Here is a 17125-nt window from a genome sequence, read left to right on the forward strand (position 1 = left end):
GATTCCCGTGCGGCGATGGCGGATTCTAGCGCGCCCGAACGATCGCCCGCGCGGCGAGTTCGCGCGCGGCATCGATCCACTCGGAACGCGCGCCGATCGACGGCTGCGCGCCCTCGCGCGTGCAGGCGTGCGAGCCGGCCGCCGATCCCTCGGCCAGGGCCTCGACGAACGGCGAACCCCGATCGAGCGCCGCCGCGAGCGCGCCGACGAATGCGTCGCCCGCCGCCGTGGAGTCGACGACCGCGACGCTTCTCGCCGGCACGCGATAGCCTGCGTTCGCGTCGGCCGCGACGAGCCCCTGCGCGCCCAGCGTCACGACCGCGGCGCGGCCGAAGCGTTCCGCGACGGCTGCGCAGAACGCGTCCGGCTCCGCGGGAAGGCCGGCGGCTCGAGCGACGACCGCCGCTTCGTGCTCGTTCGCGACCAGCACATCGGTCGCCTCGAACAGGGTCGCGGGCAGCGGCATCGGAGGTGCCACGTTGACGATCACCCGCGTGCCGCGCGCTTTCGCACGGCCTGCGAGCGCATCGACCTCGCCCTTCGGCACTTCCAGTTGCAGGACGAGCGTCGTCGCAGGCGTCAGGATGGCGTCGGAAATCAGGTTCTCCCGGGCGCGCGCGTTGGCGCCCGGCACGACGGTGATCGTGTTGCGGCCCTCGGTGTCGACGTGGATCAGTGCGAGGCCGGTCGGGCCGTCGACCGCGGCCACACGCGACAGATCGACGCCCGCCGCGCGCAGCGACGAAAGTGCGACCTCGGCGAAGCTGTCGTCACCGGCGGCACCCGCGAGCACCACGTCCGCGCCGGCACGGCGGGCGGCGAGCGCCTGGTTCGCCCCTTTGCCGCCCGCATGGACGGCGTATCCTCGGGCGAGTTGCGTCTCGCCCTCGCGCGGCAGCGCCGCGACACGCGCGACCAGGTCCGCGTTGATCGAACCGAAGACGACGATCACGCGGCGGGCGTGAGCGCGCCGAGACGGTTCACCGTGCCCTTGACGAGCAGCACGTTGCCGTAGGGGCGCAGTTCTCCGGTGCGGACGACCGCGTAGGCCTCGCGCGAGCGCGCGTAGAACGCCATGCGTTCGAGGTGCCCGATTTCGACGTCGCCGAGATCTTGGTCGGCGAGCACCGCGGCGAAATCGGCCACCGGCTCGGGGATCGCCTCCGGATCGCCGATCACTTCCATCGTCCAGACCGGGGTGTCTCCGCCGGTGTCGAGCGGCATCAACGCCAGTACCGCCGCCAGCACCTCGTGCGATCCGGCGCCGACGGTCTCGATCACGCGGCGGCCGAGCGAGGCCGAGGGAAAGTTGGCGTCGACGATCGCGATCTCGTCGCCGTGCCCCATCGACGCGAGCGCGTGCAGGAGGTCGGGCGTCAGGAGCGGCGGTATTCCCTTGAGCATCGCGGTCCTCGCTTCAGTAGACGTGCCGTTCGAGTTTCGCGCGATGGAGGATCGTGGTGGCGATCTCCTCGATCGACTTGGTGGTCGTGTCGACCGATGGAATGCCCTCGCGCTGCATCATCGCCTCGGCCTCGCGCACTTCGTAGCGGCAGTTGTCGAGCGACGCGTAGCGGCTGCCCGGGCGTCGTTCCTCGCGGATCTCGCGCAGGCGCTCGGGCTGGATCGTGAGCCCGAAGAGCTTCGGCCGGTGGCCCAGCACCGAGCCGGGCAGCCGGCGATCGGCGAAGTCGTCCGGCGTGAGCGGGAAGTTCGCCGCCCGGACCCCGAACTGCAGCGCGAGATAGAGCGAGGTCGGCGTCTTGCCGCAGCGCGAGACGCCGACGAGGATCACCTGCGCCTTCCCGAGGTCCCGGGTGGCGGCGCCGTCGTCGTGCGCCTGCGCGAAGTTGATCGCCTCCATCCGCGCGAAGTACTCGTGGCTGTTCGCGAGCCCGTGCGATCGTCCGGCCGCGTGCGAACTCTTCGCCGTGAGTTCGGCTTCGAGCGGCGCGATGAAGATCTGGAACAGGTCGAGCGTCAATGCTTCCGCGCGCACGCGGATCGCCTCGCTCGCCGCCTCGTCGACGACCGAGGAGAACACGATCGGGCGCCGACCTTCCTTCGTGCCGGTGTCGTTGACGAGCCGGATCGCCTCGTCGACCTTCTCCGGCGAGTCGACGAACGGCACCGTCACCCGGTGAAACGCGACGTCCTCGAACTGCGAGAGCAGGCTGTTGCCGAGCATCTCGGCGGTGATGCCGGTCCGGTCGGACAGGAAGAACACGGTGCGCCGCGACGGCATCGGTGGGGGCCGCGAGCGCGGGCGGGGCGGCCGTTGTCCGGTCAGAAGCGCGACCACACCGGCTCGAGGCCGGCGGGCAGGGGCGGCAGGTCGCCCAGGTCGAGCCAGCTCTCGCCGGGTCCGTGGTAGTCCGACCCGGTCGACGCGGCGAGGCCGCGCAACCGCGCGTGGGTCGCGAACTGCGCCACCTGCGCCGCGGAATGCGAAGGCGACAGGACCTCGAGCGCGTCGCCACCTGCGGCGGTGAACTCGTCGATGAGCTGCGTCATGCGGCGTTCGCCGCCGACCTTGTAGCGGCCCGGATGCGCCAGGACCGCGACGCCGCCGGCGCCGTGGATCCAGCCGATGGCCTGCGGCAACGTCGTCCACTCGTGCTCGACGTAGCCGGGCCTGCCGGGCACGAGGTAGCGCTTGAAGACGTCGCCGATGTCGCGGCAGCGGCCGGTCTCGACGAGCCAGCGCGCGAAATGGGTACGCGAGACGAGTTCCTCGCTCGTGACGAAGGCGAGCGCACCCTGGTAGGCGCCCGGGATGCCCGCGGCGGCGAGCGACTCTCCGATCCGTTTCGCGCGCCCGGTCCGTCCCTCCCGAATCGACCGCAGGCCGGCGGTGAGCGTCCGGTCGCCCGGATCGATGCCGAGCGCCACCACATGGACGGTCAGGTCCTCCCAGTTGACCGACAGTTCGCTGCCCGGGACGAACCCGATCCCGGCGTCGACCGCCGCCCGCGAGGCCTCGGCAAGGCCGGAGATGTCGTCGTGGTCGGTCAACGCGAGAACGTCGACGCCGCGGGAGGCGGCGCGGGCGACCACCGCGGCTGGGGATAGAAGTCCATCGGATGAGGTCGAATGGCAGTGGAGGTCGTACCGCGGCATCATCGTGGCATTCTAACAGCCGCGCTCCGGGAACCCCGGCGGATCGCCGCCTGTCGGCGACCCTTGCGGAAACCGGGTCATCCGGTGAAAAATATGCCATTGGGATAGGTGCGGCGACCGTCGCACCGCCCGGCACGCATCACGGAGGGATCGGAAGGTGAAGCTGCTCGACCGTGTCCTGAATCCGCGCGAGATCCGGCGCAGGCTGGGCCTGAACCAGGAACAGTTCTGGACCCAGATCGGCGTCACGCAAAGCGGAGGATCCCGCTACGAGAGCGGCCGGGAGATGCCGCGACCGGTGCGCGAACTGCTGCGGCTGGTCCACGTCGAGCAGATCGATCTCACGCAGGTCAAGCGGATCGACTTCGAGATCATCAGCTACCTCAAGGAATCGCATCCGGACCTCTACCGGAACCTGCGGCGCGCCGCGCGCGGCCGACGGAACGCGCAGGGCGTGGCCACGATGACCGGCGACGATGAGGGCGGGGGCACGGACGAGATTCCGCTCGCCGGCGACCTGCCTCGCGGCTGAACGCGCGCCATCGCGGCGCAACAAACCGGCCTCTCCCATCCGCGCGCGGTAGAATGAGCGCCGCGCCGGCGACCCGTTGCTGCAACGCGGCAGGCGGCGCAATCCGATCCATGCGCCGCGGGAGTCGAGGATGAGTGGGGAAGCGCGCGTCGTTCCGTTCGAACGGCTGCGAATGAGCGACGTCGACCGCGTCGGCGGCAAGAATGCATCGCTCGGAGAGATGATCGGCCAGCTCGCCGGGGCCGGCGTCCGGGTTCCGGGAGGATTCGCCACCACGGCCGACGCCTTCCGCGAATTCCTTGCCCACGAAGGACTGGGTGAGCGCATTGCGGCGAGACTCGCATCGCTCGATGTCGGCAACGTGACTGCGCTGGCGAAGGCCGGTGCGGAGATCCGTGGCTGGGTGGCGAAGGCGCCACTGCCCGCCGCGCTGGAAACGGAAATCCGCGCGGCCCATGCGCGCCTCGACAACGCGTCGCCCGGCGGCAGTTACGCCGTCCGGTCGTCCGCGACCGCCGAGGACCTGCCCGACGCATCGTTCGCCGGACAGCAGGAAACGTTCCTCAATATCAGCGGGTTGGACAATATACTTCACGCGATTCGCGAGGTATTTGCCTCGCTGTGGAACGATCGCGCGATCGCCTATCGGGTGCACCAGGGCTACGCGCACGCGGATGTCGCGCTGTCGGCCGGCGTCCAGCGGATGGTCCGCAGCGACCGCGGTGCCTCGGGCGTCCTGTTCACGCTCGACACCGAGTCGGGGTTCGACCAGGTGGTGTTCATCACCTCGTCCTACGGTTTGGGCGAGACCGTGGTGCAGGGCGCCGTCAATCCGGACGAGTTCACCGTGTCGAAACGCACGCTCGCGCTGGGGCGAGGTGCCATCCTGCGCAAGAACGTCGGCGGCAAGGCGGTGAAGATGGTGTTCGCGGACGATCGCTCGGCAGGACGTTCGACCGCGACCGTGCCGGTTCCCGAAGCGGAGCGGGGCCTCTTCTCGATCTCCGACGACGAGGTCGTCGAACTCGCGCGCATCGCGGTGGCGATCGAGAGGCATTACGGGCGGGCGATGGACGTCGAATGGGGCCGCGACGGCGTCGATGGCCGGCTCTACGTGCTGCAGGCGCGGCCCGAAACCGTGAAGTCGCGGGAGAGCGGCTCGGAACTGAGGCGCTACCGATTGAAGGGAACCGGACCGGTGCTCGCGAGCGGACGCGCCATCGGACAGAAGATCGGGCAGGGCGTCGTGCGGCTGGTGAAGTCGGCCGCCGAGATGGATCGCGTGCGCGAGGGCGACGTCCTCGTGACCGACATGACCGACCCCGACTGGGAGCCGGTGATGAAGCGGGCCGCGGCGATCGTGACCAACCGCGGCGGGCGCACCTGCCACGCCGCGATCATCGCGCGCGAACTCGGCATTCCGGCGGTGGTGGGCTGCGTCGATGCCACGCGCACGCTCGCCGAGGGCGCCGAAGTCACGGTGTCCTGCGCCGAGGGCGACACCGGCCACGTCTATCGGGGCATCATCGGGATCGAGATCGCCGACGTCGCGCTCGATCGCATGCCGCCGTGCCCGACGAAGATCATGATGAACGTCGGCAACCCGGAACTCGCGTTCTCGTTCCAGCGCCTGCCCAACGAAGGCGTGGGACTCGCGCGCCTCGAGTTCATCATCGGTCGGAACGTCGGCATCCATCCGAAGGCGCTCCTCGAGTATGCGACGCTGCCCGCCGATCTCAAGGCTCAGATCGCGCCGCGCATCGCCGCCTACGGCGACCCGGTCGAGTTCTACGTCGCGAAGATCGCCGAGGGCGTCGCGACGATCGCGGCCGCGTTCTGGCCGAAGAAGGTCATCGTCCGCCTGTCCGATTTCAAGTCCAACGAGTACCGCAGCCTCGTCGGCGGCGAGCGCTACGAGCCGCACGAGGAGAACCCGATGCTGGGCTTCCGCGGCGCGTCGCGCTACCTCGCCGAGTCGTTCTACGACTGCTTCGCGCTCGAATGCCGCGCGATGTTGCGCGTGCGCGACGACATGGAGCTCACCAACGTCGAGCTGATGGTGCCGTTCGTCCGCACGCTCGCCGAGGCGAGGGACGTCAACGCCCTGCTCGCGAAGAACGGGCTCGAACGCGGGCGGAACGGTCTGCGCGTGGTCATGATGTGCGAGCTGCCGTCCAACGCCGTGCTGGCCGACCGCTTCCTCGAGCACTTCGACGGCTTCTCGATCGGCAGCAACGACATGACGCAGCTGACGCTCGGCGTCGACCGCGACGCCGGCGGCCCGATCGCCACGACGTTCGACGAGCGCGACGACGCGGTGAAGGCGATGCTCGCGATGGCGATCGACGCCTGCCAGCGCAAGGGCCGCTACGTCGGCATTTGCGGCCAGGGTCCTTCCGACCACCCGGACCTCGCGCGTTGGCTCGTCGACCGGAAGATCGAGAGCATGTCGCTCAATCCCGATACCGTCGTCGACACCTGGCTCCAACTCGCGAAGCACGCGGCCGCCACGCGCGAGGCTCCCGCGCCCGGCTGACGATTCCGGATCCTTCGCGACGGCCGGCGCATCGGCCGTCCGGCCGATGGCGCGGCAAGGGACCGTTGCGTTCCGATGAGCCGATGCGCCGGGTCGTTTCCTGCCGATTCGATTTCGCCGATTCACGCGCGTTGCGCGCGTTCGTCACGGGCGCGTGCGCGGTCACGTTGCCGCTGGTGACGCTTCTGCCGCTCTCGTTCCCGCTGCGCACTTCGCTCGCGGCGCTGGTCGTCGCGCTCGGGGCGCAGGCGCTGGCCCGCGCGAGCGAGTCGATCGTCGGGATGGTGGTGCGCTCCGATGGCTCGGTCGTGGCGTTGAGTGCCGACGGACGGGCGATCCCCGGGGCGCTGGCCGCGGGCAGCGTCGTGTTTCCTGCGTCCGCCACGATCGTGTGGCGCGCGGAAGGCGAACGGCGGACCCGCTCGCGGGCGGTACCCGCCGACGCGGTTTCGCGCGAGGCGCACCGGGCGCTGCGGGTGCTGCTCCGCTACGCGACGAGCGGAGTCGAGGCAGGAGCCCCGGCGAGCCAGGCGCGCGCCTCGATCAGCCGTGCGCTCTCGTTCTTCGGCTGGCCTGCGAGGAGGTGGAGATAGAGCGGGACGAGTTCGCCGGGCTCGGGCAGCTTGGTCCGATCCTCGCCCGGGTGCGTGCGGCCGCGCAGCGGCGAGCGGATGGGGCCGGGAACGACCGCGTTGACGCGCAGGTTGGCGCGCGACTCCCATTCGTCGGCGAGTTCACGCGCGAGCGCCGCGACGCCCGCCTTGGTCACGCCGTAGCCGCCCCAGTAGGCGCGCGGCGCGATGCCGCGATCGTCGAGCGTGAACACCACCGAGGCATCGGCCGCTTTCGCGAGCAGCGGCGCGAGGGCGCGTGTGATGCCCATCGGCGCGGCGAGGTTGACACGCAGAAGCGCGAGCCAGGCGTCGAACGACTGGTGCTCGATCGGGCCGAGCGAACCGAGCATCGCCGCCGTGTGCACGATTCCGTCGAGGCGCCTGAACTGCGCTTCGAGCGCGGCGGCGACGTTGCCGAAGTCGGCGGCTTCCGCTTTCGCGAAATCGAGCGGCAGGATCACCGGTTCCGGATGGTTCGCCGCGACGATCGCGTCGTAGAGCGATTCGAGCTTCGGCACGTGGCGGCCGTGGAGCACGACGGTCGCACCCAGGGCCGCGCAGGCGCGGGCGAGCGGCTCGCCCAAGCCGCCGGTCGCTCCGGTGACGAGGATCACCCGGCCGGCGAGGTCGGGCGGCTTGGCGTTGCGGGAATCGGGAAGCGGCACGAGGATGATCGGCGGAGGCGCGCGCGGCATGATAGCGCAGCGCGCCGGGGTGTCGGCGGGCCGCGCGCGCGCAATTGTGGCGACGGCCGGCCCCGTGTATAATTTCGGATTCGCCGTGGGGGTATAGCTCAGCTGGGAGAGCGCTTGCATGGCATGCAAGAGGTCAGCGGTTCGATCCCGCTTACCTCCACCACCGAACGAACGGCCCCGCGCGTGTACGCGTCATCGCACGGGCGGAACAGCCGGCGGCATTCGCAGCAACCGGGTCCCCATCGTCTAGAGGCCTAGGACATCGCCCTTTCACGGCGGTAACCGGGGTTCGAATCCCCGTGGGGACGCCAGATGCCGCCAATGCCGCATCCGGGCCGTCAATCGTGCCCGCCCGCACCCGGCTGCATCGCCGGGCGCGCGTCACGCTTCCCGTCTCCCCTCGCGAAGGAATTTCCCATGTCCGACACCTGGCTCTCCACGCTCATCACCGACACGCCGCAGGCGGGATTCGAACTCGCCATCACGCTCTCGCGGCGCGGCGTCAAGTACACGCAGCCGGACACCTCGGTGCTGAAGAAGCTGCGCCCGGCGTATGCCGAGGACGCGGACGCGCTCATCGCGTCGTCGCAGGTGGTCGCGCTCAACTTCCAGACGATCGCCGCCGCCAACGGCTACTGGCGCAAGTAGCCGGCGCGACTGCGCGGAACCATCGTGGCGTGGTCGGGCGGGCTCGCGCGCGCCTGCATCGTCGCTCCAGCGGTCGCCCGTCGCAGATCGTGATGCAGGAAGGCGCGCACGACACCGCAGGAGACGCCGCGACGGCGGAGATCCGCGCGTCGTACCGGGCGGTGCCCTACGACAGCCGTCCCTGCGCGAACAGCACCCCCGCGCGCATCGCGACGATCGCGCGGCTCATGGGCCTCGACGCACCCGAGCCCTCGACCGCGCGTGTCCTCGAGATCGCCTGCGGCGACGGCGGGAACCTGCTGCCGATGGCGGTGCATGCGCCGCAGGGCTGGTTCGTCGGCATCGACCTCGCGTCCGACGCGATCGCCGTCGCCCGCGCGATGGCCCGCGAACTCGGCCTCGCGAACGTCGAACTGATCGACGGCGACCTGCGCGACCTTCCCTCGGAGGTCGGAAGCTTCGACTACATCGTCGCGCACGGCTTCTACTCGTGGGTACCCGCCGCCGTGCGGGCCGTGCTGTTCGACACGATCCGCGCGCGACTCGCCCCGCAGGGCATCGCGTTCGTCAGCCACAACGTGCTGCCCGGGTGCGCGCTGCGCGGCGTCGCCTGGAGCCTGCTGCGACCGCACGTGGCGGGGATCGCCGATCCGGTGGCGAAAGTCGCCGAGATCCGCGCGATGGCCGGGCGCGTCGCCGATGCGATGGCGAACCAGCCGGGCCTTGCCGCCGGGCTCGCGCAGGAGTTCCGCGACGTGGTCGAGCGCGAGACGTTCGCGCTGATGCACGACGATTTCGCGCCGGTCAACCACCCGGTGTTCCTGCGCGACATCGCGGCGGAAGCATCGGACCACGGACTCGCGTGGCTCGCCGATGCGGATCCCTACCGCCATCCCGCCCCTGCGTACGGCGAGACGATGAACGCGTGGCTCGCGAGCGCGGAACGGATGGAGCGCGAGCACGTGATCGACCATCTGCGGATGCGGCGCTTCCGCGAATCGCTGTTCGTGCACGCGGAACGGGACCTCGGCCACCCGCTCGCGCCCGAGGCTCTTGCCCCGATGCACGTCGCGGCGTCGAACTCGACGGTCGAGCGGCATGATCCGCGGACGCCGGCGCCTCCAGCGCGCGATCGCTCGCCGTCCTCCATCCAGCGACGGCTGATCGCAAGGCTCGTCGCCTGCCATCCGTCGAGCGAGCCGGTGGCGGACCTCGCAGCCTGGATCGCGACCGGGAGCGGGCCGGGCTCCGCGCTCGCCGCGCCTGGGCAGGCCGAGCGGCTGCTGCTGTCCGCGTGCCTGATGCAGGTCCTCGTTCCGTTCGCCTGGCCGGTGGACATTCCGCGCAGCGCGGGTGAGCGACCGCGCGCGTTCGCGCCTGCCCGCTGGCAGGCGAGCCGGCATCGGTGGGTGGTCAACCTGCGACACGAATCGGTGCGGCTCGACGACCCGGTCCAGCGACGCCTGCTGCCGCTTCTCGACGGCACGCGCACGCGAGCGGATCTGGCCGCCGCACTCGAAGGCTTGGCGGCGGGCTCAGGCACGCGCGTGGCTGCCGTGGAAGAGCACCTCGCCCACTTCGCGCGGATCGGCGTGATCGAGGCCTGAGCGCATCGACCGCTACAATGGGGCCGCGGGCCGGTTGCCGGGCCCGGCCCAGGCGATCCACGCCGGCAGCGATTCCGGACAGCATGCCCATCACCGCCGACGAAGGCGCATACCCTCGCCGCCCGGATGCGCCGAGCGCGCCTGATCGCATGGCCGCGATCGCCACGCTCTTCGGCCTCACTCCCGCCGATCCCGCGACGGCGCATGTCCTCGACGCTGCTTGCGGCGACGGCGCCAACCTGCTGCCCTGGGCGGTGCGCTATCCGCGTGCGCGTTTCGTCGGGTGCGAACGCTCGGCGACGCTGCTCGCGCGTGCGCGCGAAGCGGCCGCGGAACTCGGGCTCGCCAACGTCGAACTCATCGAAGGCGACGTGCGCCACGCCGCACTGCCCGAGGGCGCATTCGACTGTGTCGTCGCACACGGCATCGGCTCGACGATGGCACCCGCCGAGCGCGACGCGTTGTTCGCGCTGGCACATCAGCGTCTGGCGCCGCAGGGCGTCGTCCTGACGAGCTACCGCGTGCTGCCGGGCGGCTACCTGCACCGCATCGGCGCGGACGCGGTCCGGCTGGAAACCTCCGGCGTCGCCTCGGAGCGCGAACGGCGCGACGGCGCAGTGAGGGTGCGCGATGACCTCGCAAGCGCCTGGCGGACGGCAGGCGGCATGGCGGCCGCACTCGCGGTCGGGCTCGCCGAGGACGACGAAGCCGATGCCACCGCGCGCGCCGCCGACCCCGGGGAGCAGGCAGGCGAGGCGGTCTACTTCACGACCTTCGTGCGGCAGGCGTCACGACACGGACTCGGCTTCCTCGCGGAAGCCGCCCTGGGCACGATGGGCGCAGCGGGCCTGCCGCCGGCGTTCCAGCGGCTCATCGCCTCGAGCGACCCGATCGCGCGCGAGCAGTATCTCGATTTCGCGCGCGTGCGCGCGATCCGACGATCGCTGCTGGTGCGTGCCGAAGCGCTGCGGCACGCGCGACTCTCGCCGCAGGCGATCGATGCGCTTCATGCCACCGCGCCGGCGGGAATCGAGGATGGCAGCGCGAGGGACGCGCTGGTGGCACGAACCCTGACGGAACACCGTCCCGGCAGCGTGCCGGTCCCCGAACTGCGCTCGGTGCTGGAAGCCAACGGTGTTCGCAGCGAAGAGGCGCGCGCCCGGGTCGTGCGTGCGGCGTTCGGCGGGGAACTCGTCCTGCATGCGACGCCCGTCACGGTGGCAGCGCGCGCCGGCGCGCGTCCGCGCGCGTTCGCTTTCGCGCGCTGGCAGGCGGCGCGCGGCGGCGCGCTCATCAACCTCCTGCACGAGCCGGTGCGCATCGACGAGCCCGAGGCGCGCGCGCTGCTCGCCCGGCTCGACGGCACACGCGACCGGAGCGCGCTCGCCGCGTCGCTCGAACCACACCCCGACGCGCGCGCGTTCGTCGAGCGCGCGCTCGATGAATGCGCACGCAAGGGCCTGCTCGAAGCGTGATGACGGAAGGACCTCCACCATGATCGATTCCGCGGCACTCGAACGGCGCATCGCCGGGCATTGGGACGACGAGATCGTCGGCGAGATCACCGAGTACATCCGCCTGCCGGCGAAGTCGCCGCACTTCGACGCCGACTGGCGTGCGCACGGCCACATCGAGGCGGCGATCCGTCAGGCCGAGCGCTGGGTACGCGCGCAGGGCGTGCGCGGGCTCACGCTCGAAATCGTGCGCATCGAGGGCCGCACGCCGCTCCTCTTCTTCGACGTGCCCGCGACCGGTTCGGCTGGGCAGGGCCGCACGGTCCTGCTCTACGGGCACCTCGACAAGCAGCCGGAGATGACCGGCTGGCACGAGGGCTACGGTCCATGGGCGCCGCGGATGGTCGACGGGAAACTCTACGGACGCGGCGGTGCCGACGACGGTTACGCGGTATTCGCCTCGCTCGCCGCGCTCGCGGCGCTGCAGGCTCAGGGACTGCCGCACGCGCGCTGCGTCGGCATGATCGAGACCTGCGAGGAATCGGGGAGCTACGACCTGCCCGCGTACCTCGAACTCCTCGCCCCGCGCATCGGCAACGTCGACCTCGTGATCGGGCTCGACTCGGGCGCCGGCGATTACGATCGCCTCTGGCAGACGACCTCGCTGCGCGGACTCGCGGGCGGCACGCTCGCGGTCGAGGTGCTGACCGAAGGGGTGCACTCGGGCGACGCGAGCGGCGTCGTGCCGTCGTCGTTCCGGATCCTGCGCCGTCTCCTCGACCGGCTGGAGGACAGCGCGACCGGCCGCGTGATCCCCGCGGAGTTCCATGCGGCGATTCCCGACGAGCGGATCGTACAGGCGCGCGCCGCGGCCGGCATCCTCGGCGAGACGATGCTGAAGCGCTTTCCATGGTCGCAGCGCACGAAACCGATGGTCGTCGAGGGCGCGGAGGTGGTGCTGAACCGCACCTGGCGTCCCGCGCTGTCGGTGATCGGGGCCGACGGGATGCCCCCGATCGCAAACGCGGGCAACGTGCTGCGGCCGGCCACGAGGATGAAGCTGTCGCTGCGCCTTCCGCCCACGGTCGACGGCGAGCGCGCGTCGGGCGCGTTGAAGCGCCTGCTCGAAGCGGATCCGCCGCACGGCGCGTCGGTGCGGTTCGAAGCGGACGCGCACGCGAGCGGATGGAACGCGCCGCCGACCGCGGCATGGCTCGCCGCGGCGATCGATGCCGCATCGCGGACCCACTACGGCCAGGGTCCGGGGGCGCTGGGCGAGGGCGGCACGATTCCGTTCATGGGCATGCTGGGGAAGCAGTTTCCCGACGCGCAGTTCCTCATCACCGGCGTGCTCGGTCCGAAGTCCAACGCCCACGGCCCGAACGAATTCCTGCACGTGCCCTACGCGAAGAAGCTCACCGCCTGCGTCGCGCAGGTGATCGTCGCGCACGCGCAGCGAGGGACGTGAGGGCCCGGCGCTCGCGCGCGCTTTCGCGGCGGCCGTCGACGCGGCGACCGTCAGGCGGCGTCGATCGAAGGCGGCGCCATCCGCACCGGCACGAACGCGCCGGGCGATTTCGCGTAGCGGCGAAGCAGCAGTCGGCAGACGTCGAGGTCGAACGCCGGTCGAATCGGCGACTCGATGAGCGATGCGAGTTCGGCGTCGTCGCGCGCGGTGCCGATCCAGTGCCAGTCGCGGACGACGTGCACGTCGATGCGCGCGCCGTCCTCGCTCGCCTCGCGCACGAGCGCAGGCCCGGCCCACGGCCAGGCGGGAATCGCGTCCGGCGCGAGCGCCGCGCGCAGCCTGGCGACGTGCGTTTCGGCGGTTTGCGCGCCGACGCACGCGCCGTCGCAGCGGCCGAGCTGGCGCGCGAAGCAGGGGCCGTCGCGCCGCTCGAGGCCCAGGCGGATCCAGCAGAGCCGGTGTTCGGAGGCGAGCGATTGCAGCCGCGCGCGCATCGCGCGCTTCGACGCGTAGGGTCCGTACGCACCGGGAATCGCGGCGGGATCGATCGCATCGGCCCGCGCGAACGCCGGGCGGCCGTCGTCGCCCAGCGTCATCACGCCAGCGTCCGCCTTGCGGCGCAGCGCGCGGTTGTGCGAAGGCAGCACCGACTTGACGAGCGCGGACTCGCGCAACAGGGCGCCCAGTTCGCCCGCGGTCGTCTCGAACTCGATGCGTCGGATCTCGGCGGACAGGCGCAGGTCGGTTTCGCGCACCCAGTCGCCGCAGAAGTGCGCCGCCACGCGGTCGCGCAGGTGCGTGCTCTTGCCGACGTAGAGGGGGAGCGGATTGTCGCCGTAGAACAGGTACACGCCGGGCGCGTCGGGAATCGCACCGAGCGCGTCGGGCGGGAGCTGCGGCGGCAGACTGGGAATTCTCAGGAGCCGCTTCACCGCCGCCTCGATCTCCGAGGCCGGGCGCGTCAGGAGCAGGCGCTGCACGAACTGCCATAGCGCGCGCGCGTCGCCGAGCGCGCGGTGCCGGCTTCCCGGGTCGAGCCCGTAGCGCTCGATCAGCGCATCGAGGCCGTGACCGGCGGCGGCGGGATCGACCAGCCGCGACAGTCGAACGGTGCACAGCACGCGCGGCGAGAAGGAGGCGCCCAGGCGCGCGAACTCGTGCTTGAGGAACCCGAAGTCGAAGCGGGCGTTATGCGCGACGAACAGGCAACCGTCGATCCGACGCGCAACCTCTCCCGCGAGCGTCGAGAAGGTCGGTGCGCCGCGCACCATCGCGTCGGTGATCCCGGTCATCGCCTGGATCGCGGACGGGATAGGCACGCCGGGATCGACCAGAGTCGACCACTCGTCGACGCTGGGTGGGCCGCCGGCCGGATCGGCTTTCACGCGGACGATGCCGACTTCGGTGACCCGATCGGCCGCGGCCCGCGTCCCGGTGGTCTCGAGGTCCACGAAGGCGAGAGCGGGCGCGAAGAGTCGCATCGGGCGGGGAGGAAACGCGGGCATCGTCGCGGAGCGCGGCAGGTCGAAAATTCACTTGACGCGCGAACGATCGTTCGCTATGTTAACAGCATGTCGAACGATCGTTCCTATCTTGAGGCGCTGCAGGATTACTACGCGCGCCACCGGGCGCTGCCATCGTACGCGTCGATCGGGGGGCTGCTCGGACTCAAGTCGAAGTCCTCGGTCGCCGCGCTGGTGGCGCGGCTCAAGCTCGCGGGGCTCCTCGAATCGACGCCCGACCGCCGGCTCGCGCCGACGCGTCGGTTCTTCGCGCGCCCGCTGGCGGATGCGACGGTGCGCGCGGGCCTGCCGGAGCGCATCGAGGACGCCTCGTCCGACGCCCTGACGATCGACGACTACCTGATCGAGCGGCCGTCGCAGACCGTGCTCGTGCGCGTGAAGGGCGACTCGATGGTGGACGCCGGCATCCTCGACGGCGACCTCGTCGTCGTCGAGAAGCAGGCGTCGGCGAAGAAGGGCGACATCGTCGTCGCGATCGTCGACGGGCAGTTCACGCTGAAGCGCCTCGACGTCGACCGCGGGCAGTTCTTCCTCAAGGCCGAGAACAAGGCCTACGCGCCGATCCGCCCCGAAGGTGCGCTCGAGATCTTCGGCGTGATGGTGGGACTCGTCCGCAAGATGTAGACGGCCTCTCCGGCGGACGCCGGATTGTGCACGGTCCTGGTCGGGCGTCGGAACGTCGCGGCGGCGGGCTCACTGCGCTACGCTGCGGCCATGAGCGGCATTCCCCAGGTCGTGCTGGCCGACGGCGCCCGTGTCAGCGCGCTCGGACTCGGGACCTGGCGCATGGGCGAACGGGCAGACGCGCGCCGCGACGAGGTCGCGGCGCTTCGTCGTGGCTTCGATCTCGGAGTCTCGCTCGTCGACACCGCAGAGATGTATGCGGACGGCGGATCCGAGGAGGTGGTGGGCGAGGCGATCGCCGGCCGTCGCGACGAGGTGTTCGTGGTCTCGAAGGTGTACCCGCACCGCGCGGGCCGACGGGCGGCGATCGCGGCCTGCGAGGCGAGTCTCGCGCGACTCGCGATCGAGCGGATCGACCTCTATCTCCTGCACTGGCGCGGTGGCGTGCCGCTGGCGGAGACGGTGGAAGCGTTCGAACGCCTGCGCCGCGACGGCAAGATCGCGCGCTGGGGCGTGTCGAACTTCGACGTCGGCGACCTCGACGAACTCGCGGCCGTGCCCGGAGGCCCGGCGTGCGCGGCCAATCAGGTGCTCTACCACCTGGCCGAGCGCGGGATCGAGCGCGGCGCGATGCCTCGCTGTCGCGCGTGGCCGATGCCGGTGATGGCGTATTCGCCGTTCGACGAGGGACGGCTGCTCCACCGTGACGACCTCGGGGCGATCGCGCGCGAAGCCGGAACGTCGGCGGCGACGCTTGCGCTCGCGTGGCTGATTTCCCATGACGACGTCATCGCCGTGCCGAAGGCGGCGCGTGTCGAACACGTGAACATGATCGCCGCCGCGGCCCGTTTTCGGCTGACGCCGGAGGCCGTTGCGGCGCTCGACCGTGCGTTCCCCGCGCCGCGAAAGCGCACGCCGCTGGCGATGATCTGACCGTCACTTGGCCATGCCCGACCGTTCGTCGCCGGAAGGTGCCGACCGCTCGTCGGGTGATCTGATCGAATCCGGCGCCGAATCAGTCGCTTGCGTGCGGCATTCGGCGATGGCGGCGGCGCGTGGCACGTTTGCTGCTCACCCTGACGGCAGGAGCGGAACACCGCGAACCCGACAGGAGAGCGTTGTGAACTACACCCACTACGATTATCTCGATCTCGCGCCCGGCGCGTCGGTCGCGCGCATCGAGGCGGCGTACGCGCAGGTCCTCCAGCGCTTTCACTTCGGCCGCACCGAGGCCGGACAGGACCTGTCCGGGTTGATCCGCACGATCCACGCCGCCTACCGGGTCCTGTCCGACCCGGACGCGCGTCGCGCGTACGACGACGAACTCGCCCGCGAAGCGGCGCTCGCCGACGCCGAACTCAAGGCCGACCTCGATGCACAGGCGAGCAGGCCGTCGCGCCACGCGCAGGACGTTCCGGCGCCGCTGCGCCTCGTGGTCAATCAGCTCGCCGCCTGAGCCGGCGGTCCCCCGTTTTCCCGGTCGCCTCTACAGGTTTCTCGACTGCCAACACAGCGATGCGGTCGGCGGCCGTCTTTTCTACGAAGCAAGCACGGCGCGGTTCGGCATCGGGGCGCCGCCGGGTCAACCGGCCGCGCCGTCGACGGACGCGCGACATGTGCGCGATGCGCGGAGGGGGCGGGGACGTGATCCGGATCGCGCCGCGCCCTGGCCGCTCCGAGCGAAACGTGGCACGCGGAGCGCGACCGGAGCGCGCCACGCCGTGCGGGTTCCTGCCTTCCGTGCGCCACTGATCGTCCAACCGGACGAAGGCGCGTGCACCCGAATCCCCTGATCCTGACCCACAACTGCCGACTTCGCGACCCGGGCGGCGAATCCGACCATCTCCGCCGCGCAGGACGACACGACGAACCCGTTCGACCGAGGACGACCTTCATGGACCGCTGCCAGCACTGCCAGTACTACGACCGCAACCCGTCGGGGGGCGCCGGCGGCAAGTCGCCCAGCGCCGGACTGTGCCGGCGGCACTCGCCTTCGCTCTCCCCGATCAACCCGAAGACCTACCTGATCGAAGGCGTCTGGCCGACCGTGCGCGACGAGGACTGGTGCGGCGAGTTCAAGCTCGCCGCGCGCCGCGCCGACGCTCCGCGTGCGGACGCGCTGATCGGGACGCTCGCGAGCCTCCCGACCGGGGCGGCGGCGTCGGCGTCGTCGCTCCCGAGGTTCGGCGCGCTGCCCGCCAATCCGGCGTCGATCGGCTCGGCGCTCGGCGACGACTGAAGGCGCCCCCGTACGAGGAACGCGCCGGAACGGCGTCGCGGGGTCACGACCTGAGCCACCTCGGC

General features: G+C 71.1%; 17 protein-coding genes and 2 tRNA genes. 13 read left to right on the top strand and 6 right to left on the bottom strand.

Annotated features, from left to right (window positions below; translation table 11 throughout):
- Positions 1 to 25: 25 nt before the first annotated feature.
- From HS109_03915 to HS109_03930, 4 genes are read right to left on the bottom strand one after another with little or no spacing between them, the layout of a single operon-like run.
- Positions 26 to 952: a ribokinase gene (locus HS109_03915; GenBank protein MBE7521515.1), complete on the bottom strand. Its 927-nt coding sequence runs from the start codon at positions 950 to 952 to the stop codon at positions 26 to 28.
- Positions 949 to 1404, bottom strand: coding sequence for a ribose ABC transporter (locus HS109_03920; protein ID MBE7521516.1), 456 nt, complete (start codon positions 1402 to 1404; stop codon positions 949 to 951). The genes HS109_03915 and HS109_03920 overlap by 4 nt, the downstream gene beginning before the upstream one ends.
- 13 nt (positions 1405 to 1417) lie before the next feature.
- Positions 1418 to 2245: a kinase/pyrophosphorylase gene (locus HS109_03925; protein MBE7521517.1), complete on the bottom strand. Its 828-nt coding sequence runs from the start codon at positions 2243 to 2245 to the stop codon at positions 1418 to 1420.
- A 41-nt stretch (positions 2246 to 2286) separates the two neighbouring features.
- Positions 2287 to 3120 carry a PHP domain-containing protein gene (locus HS109_03930; GenBank protein ID MBE7521518.1) on the bottom strand — a complete coding sequence of 278 codons (834 nt, stop codon included), beginning with the start codon at positions 3118 to 3120 and terminating at the stop codon, positions 2287 to 2289.
- Positions 3121 to 3277: 157 nt separating this feature from the next.
- On the opposite strand from HS109_03930, the gene HS109_03935 reads away from it, so the two are divergent.
- The 3 genes from HS109_03935 (at position 3278) to HS109_03945 (ending at position 6781) form a co-directional block, all read left to right on the top strand.
- Positions 3278 to 3652, top strand: coding sequence for a helix-turn-helix domain-containing protein (locus HS109_03935; GenBank protein MBE7521519.1), 375 nt, complete (start codon positions 3278 to 3280; stop codon positions 3650 to 3652).
- A gap of 130 nt (positions 3653 to 3782) precedes the next feature.
- Positions 3783 to 6188: a phosphoenolpyruvate synthase gene (gene ppsA, locus HS109_03940; protein MBE7521520.1), complete on the top strand. Its 2406-nt coding sequence runs from the start codon at positions 3783 to 3785 to the stop codon at positions 6186 to 6188.
- 83 nt (positions 6189 to 6271) lie between these two features.
- Positions 6272 to 6781: a hypothetical protein gene (locus HS109_03945; GenBank protein MBE7521521.1), complete on the top strand. Its 510-nt coding sequence runs from the start codon at positions 6272 to 6274 to the stop codon at positions 6779 to 6781.
- On the opposite strand, the gene HS109_03950 is transcribed toward HS109_03945, so the two are convergent.
- Positions 6676 to 7497, bottom strand: a complete 822-nt coding sequence (locus tag HS109_03950; GenBank protein MBE7521522.1) for an SDR family NAD(P)-dependent oxidoreductase — start codon at positions 7495 to 7497, stop codon at positions 6676 to 6678. The two genes, HS109_03945 and HS109_03950, sit on opposite strands and share 106 nt — an antisense overlap.
- Before the next feature lie 87 nt (positions 7498 to 7584).
- On the opposite strand from HS109_03950, the gene HS109_03955 reads away from it, so the two are divergent.
- From HS109_03955 to HS109_03980, 6 genes are all read left to right on the top strand, one after another.
- A tRNA-Ala gene (locus tag HS109_03955) sits at positions 7585 to 7660 on the top strand.
- Positions 7661 to 7732: 72 nt separating this feature from the next.
- Positions 7733 to 7808, top strand: a tRNA-Glu gene (locus HS109_03960).
- Between the two features lie 106 nt (positions 7809 to 7914).
- Entirely contained in the window at positions 7915 to 8145 is a 231-nt protein-coding gene (locus HS109_03965) for a peroxidase (GenBank protein MBE7521523.1), read from the top strand.
- A gap of 92 nt (positions 8146 to 8237) precedes the next feature.
- Positions 8238 to 9752 carry a methyltransferase domain-containing protein gene (locus tag HS109_03970; GenBank protein ID MBE7521524.1) on the top strand — a complete coding sequence of 505 codons (1515 nt, stop codon included), beginning with the start codon at positions 8238 to 8240 and terminating at the stop codon, positions 9750 to 9752.
- A gap of 149 nt (positions 9753 to 9901) precedes the next feature.
- Complete coding sequence (locus HS109_03975) at positions 9902 to 11227, top strand: methyltransferase domain-containing protein (protein MBE7521525.1); 1326 nt, start codon at positions 9902 to 9904, stop codon at positions 11225 to 11227.
- Positions 11228 to 11249: 22 nt separating this feature from the next.
- The gene (locus HS109_03980) at positions 11250 to 12674 is read left to right on the top strand and encodes a M20/M25/M40 family metallo-hydrolase (GenBank protein ID MBE7521526.1); all 1425 of its coding nucleotides are present in this window, start codon (positions 11250 to 11252) and stop codon (positions 12672 to 12674) included.
- A 50-nt stretch (positions 12675 to 12724) separates the two neighbouring features.
- On the opposite strand, the gene HS109_03985 is transcribed toward HS109_03980, so the two are convergent.
- Positions 12725 to 14155 (bottom strand): ethanolamine utilization protein, encoded by a 1431-nt coding sequence (locus tag HS109_03985; protein ID MBE7521527.1) that lies wholly within the window; start codon positions 14153 to 14155, stop codon positions 12725 to 12727.
- 90 nt (positions 14156 to 14245) lie between these two features.
- On the opposite strand from HS109_03985, the gene HS109_03990 reads away from it, so the two are divergent.
- The 4 genes from HS109_03990 (at position 14246) to HS109_04005 (ending at position 17060) form a co-directional block, all read left to right on the top strand.
- The gene (locus tag HS109_03990) at positions 14246 to 14821 is read left to right on the top strand and encodes a LexA family transcriptional regulator (protein MBE7521528.1); all 576 of its coding nucleotides are present in this window, start codon (positions 14246 to 14248) and stop codon (positions 14819 to 14821) included.
- A gap of 90 nt (positions 14822 to 14911) precedes the next feature.
- On the top strand, positions 14912 to 15754 hold the full coding sequence (locus HS109_03995) for an aldo/keto reductase (protein MBE7521529.1): 843 nt from the start codon (positions 14912 to 14914) through the stop codon (positions 15752 to 15754).
- Between the two features lie 187 nt (positions 15755 to 15941).
- Positions 15942 to 16277 (top strand): DnaJ domain-containing protein, encoded by a 336-nt coding sequence (locus HS109_04000; GenBank protein ID MBE7521530.1) that lies wholly within the window; start codon positions 15942 to 15944, stop codon positions 16275 to 16277.
- Between the two features lie 438 nt (positions 16278 to 16715).
- Positions 16716 to 17060, top strand: coding sequence for a hypothetical protein (locus HS109_04005; GenBank protein ID MBE7521531.1), 345 nt, complete (start codon positions 16716 to 16718; stop codon positions 17058 to 17060).
- The last annotated feature ends 65 nt before the right edge of the window (positions 17061 to 17125 follow it).

The sequence above is a fragment of the Burkholderiales bacterium genome, from assembly GCA_015075645.1.
Lineage (GTDB): Bacteria > Pseudomonadota > Gammaproteobacteria > Burkholderiales > Casimicrobiaceae > VBCG01.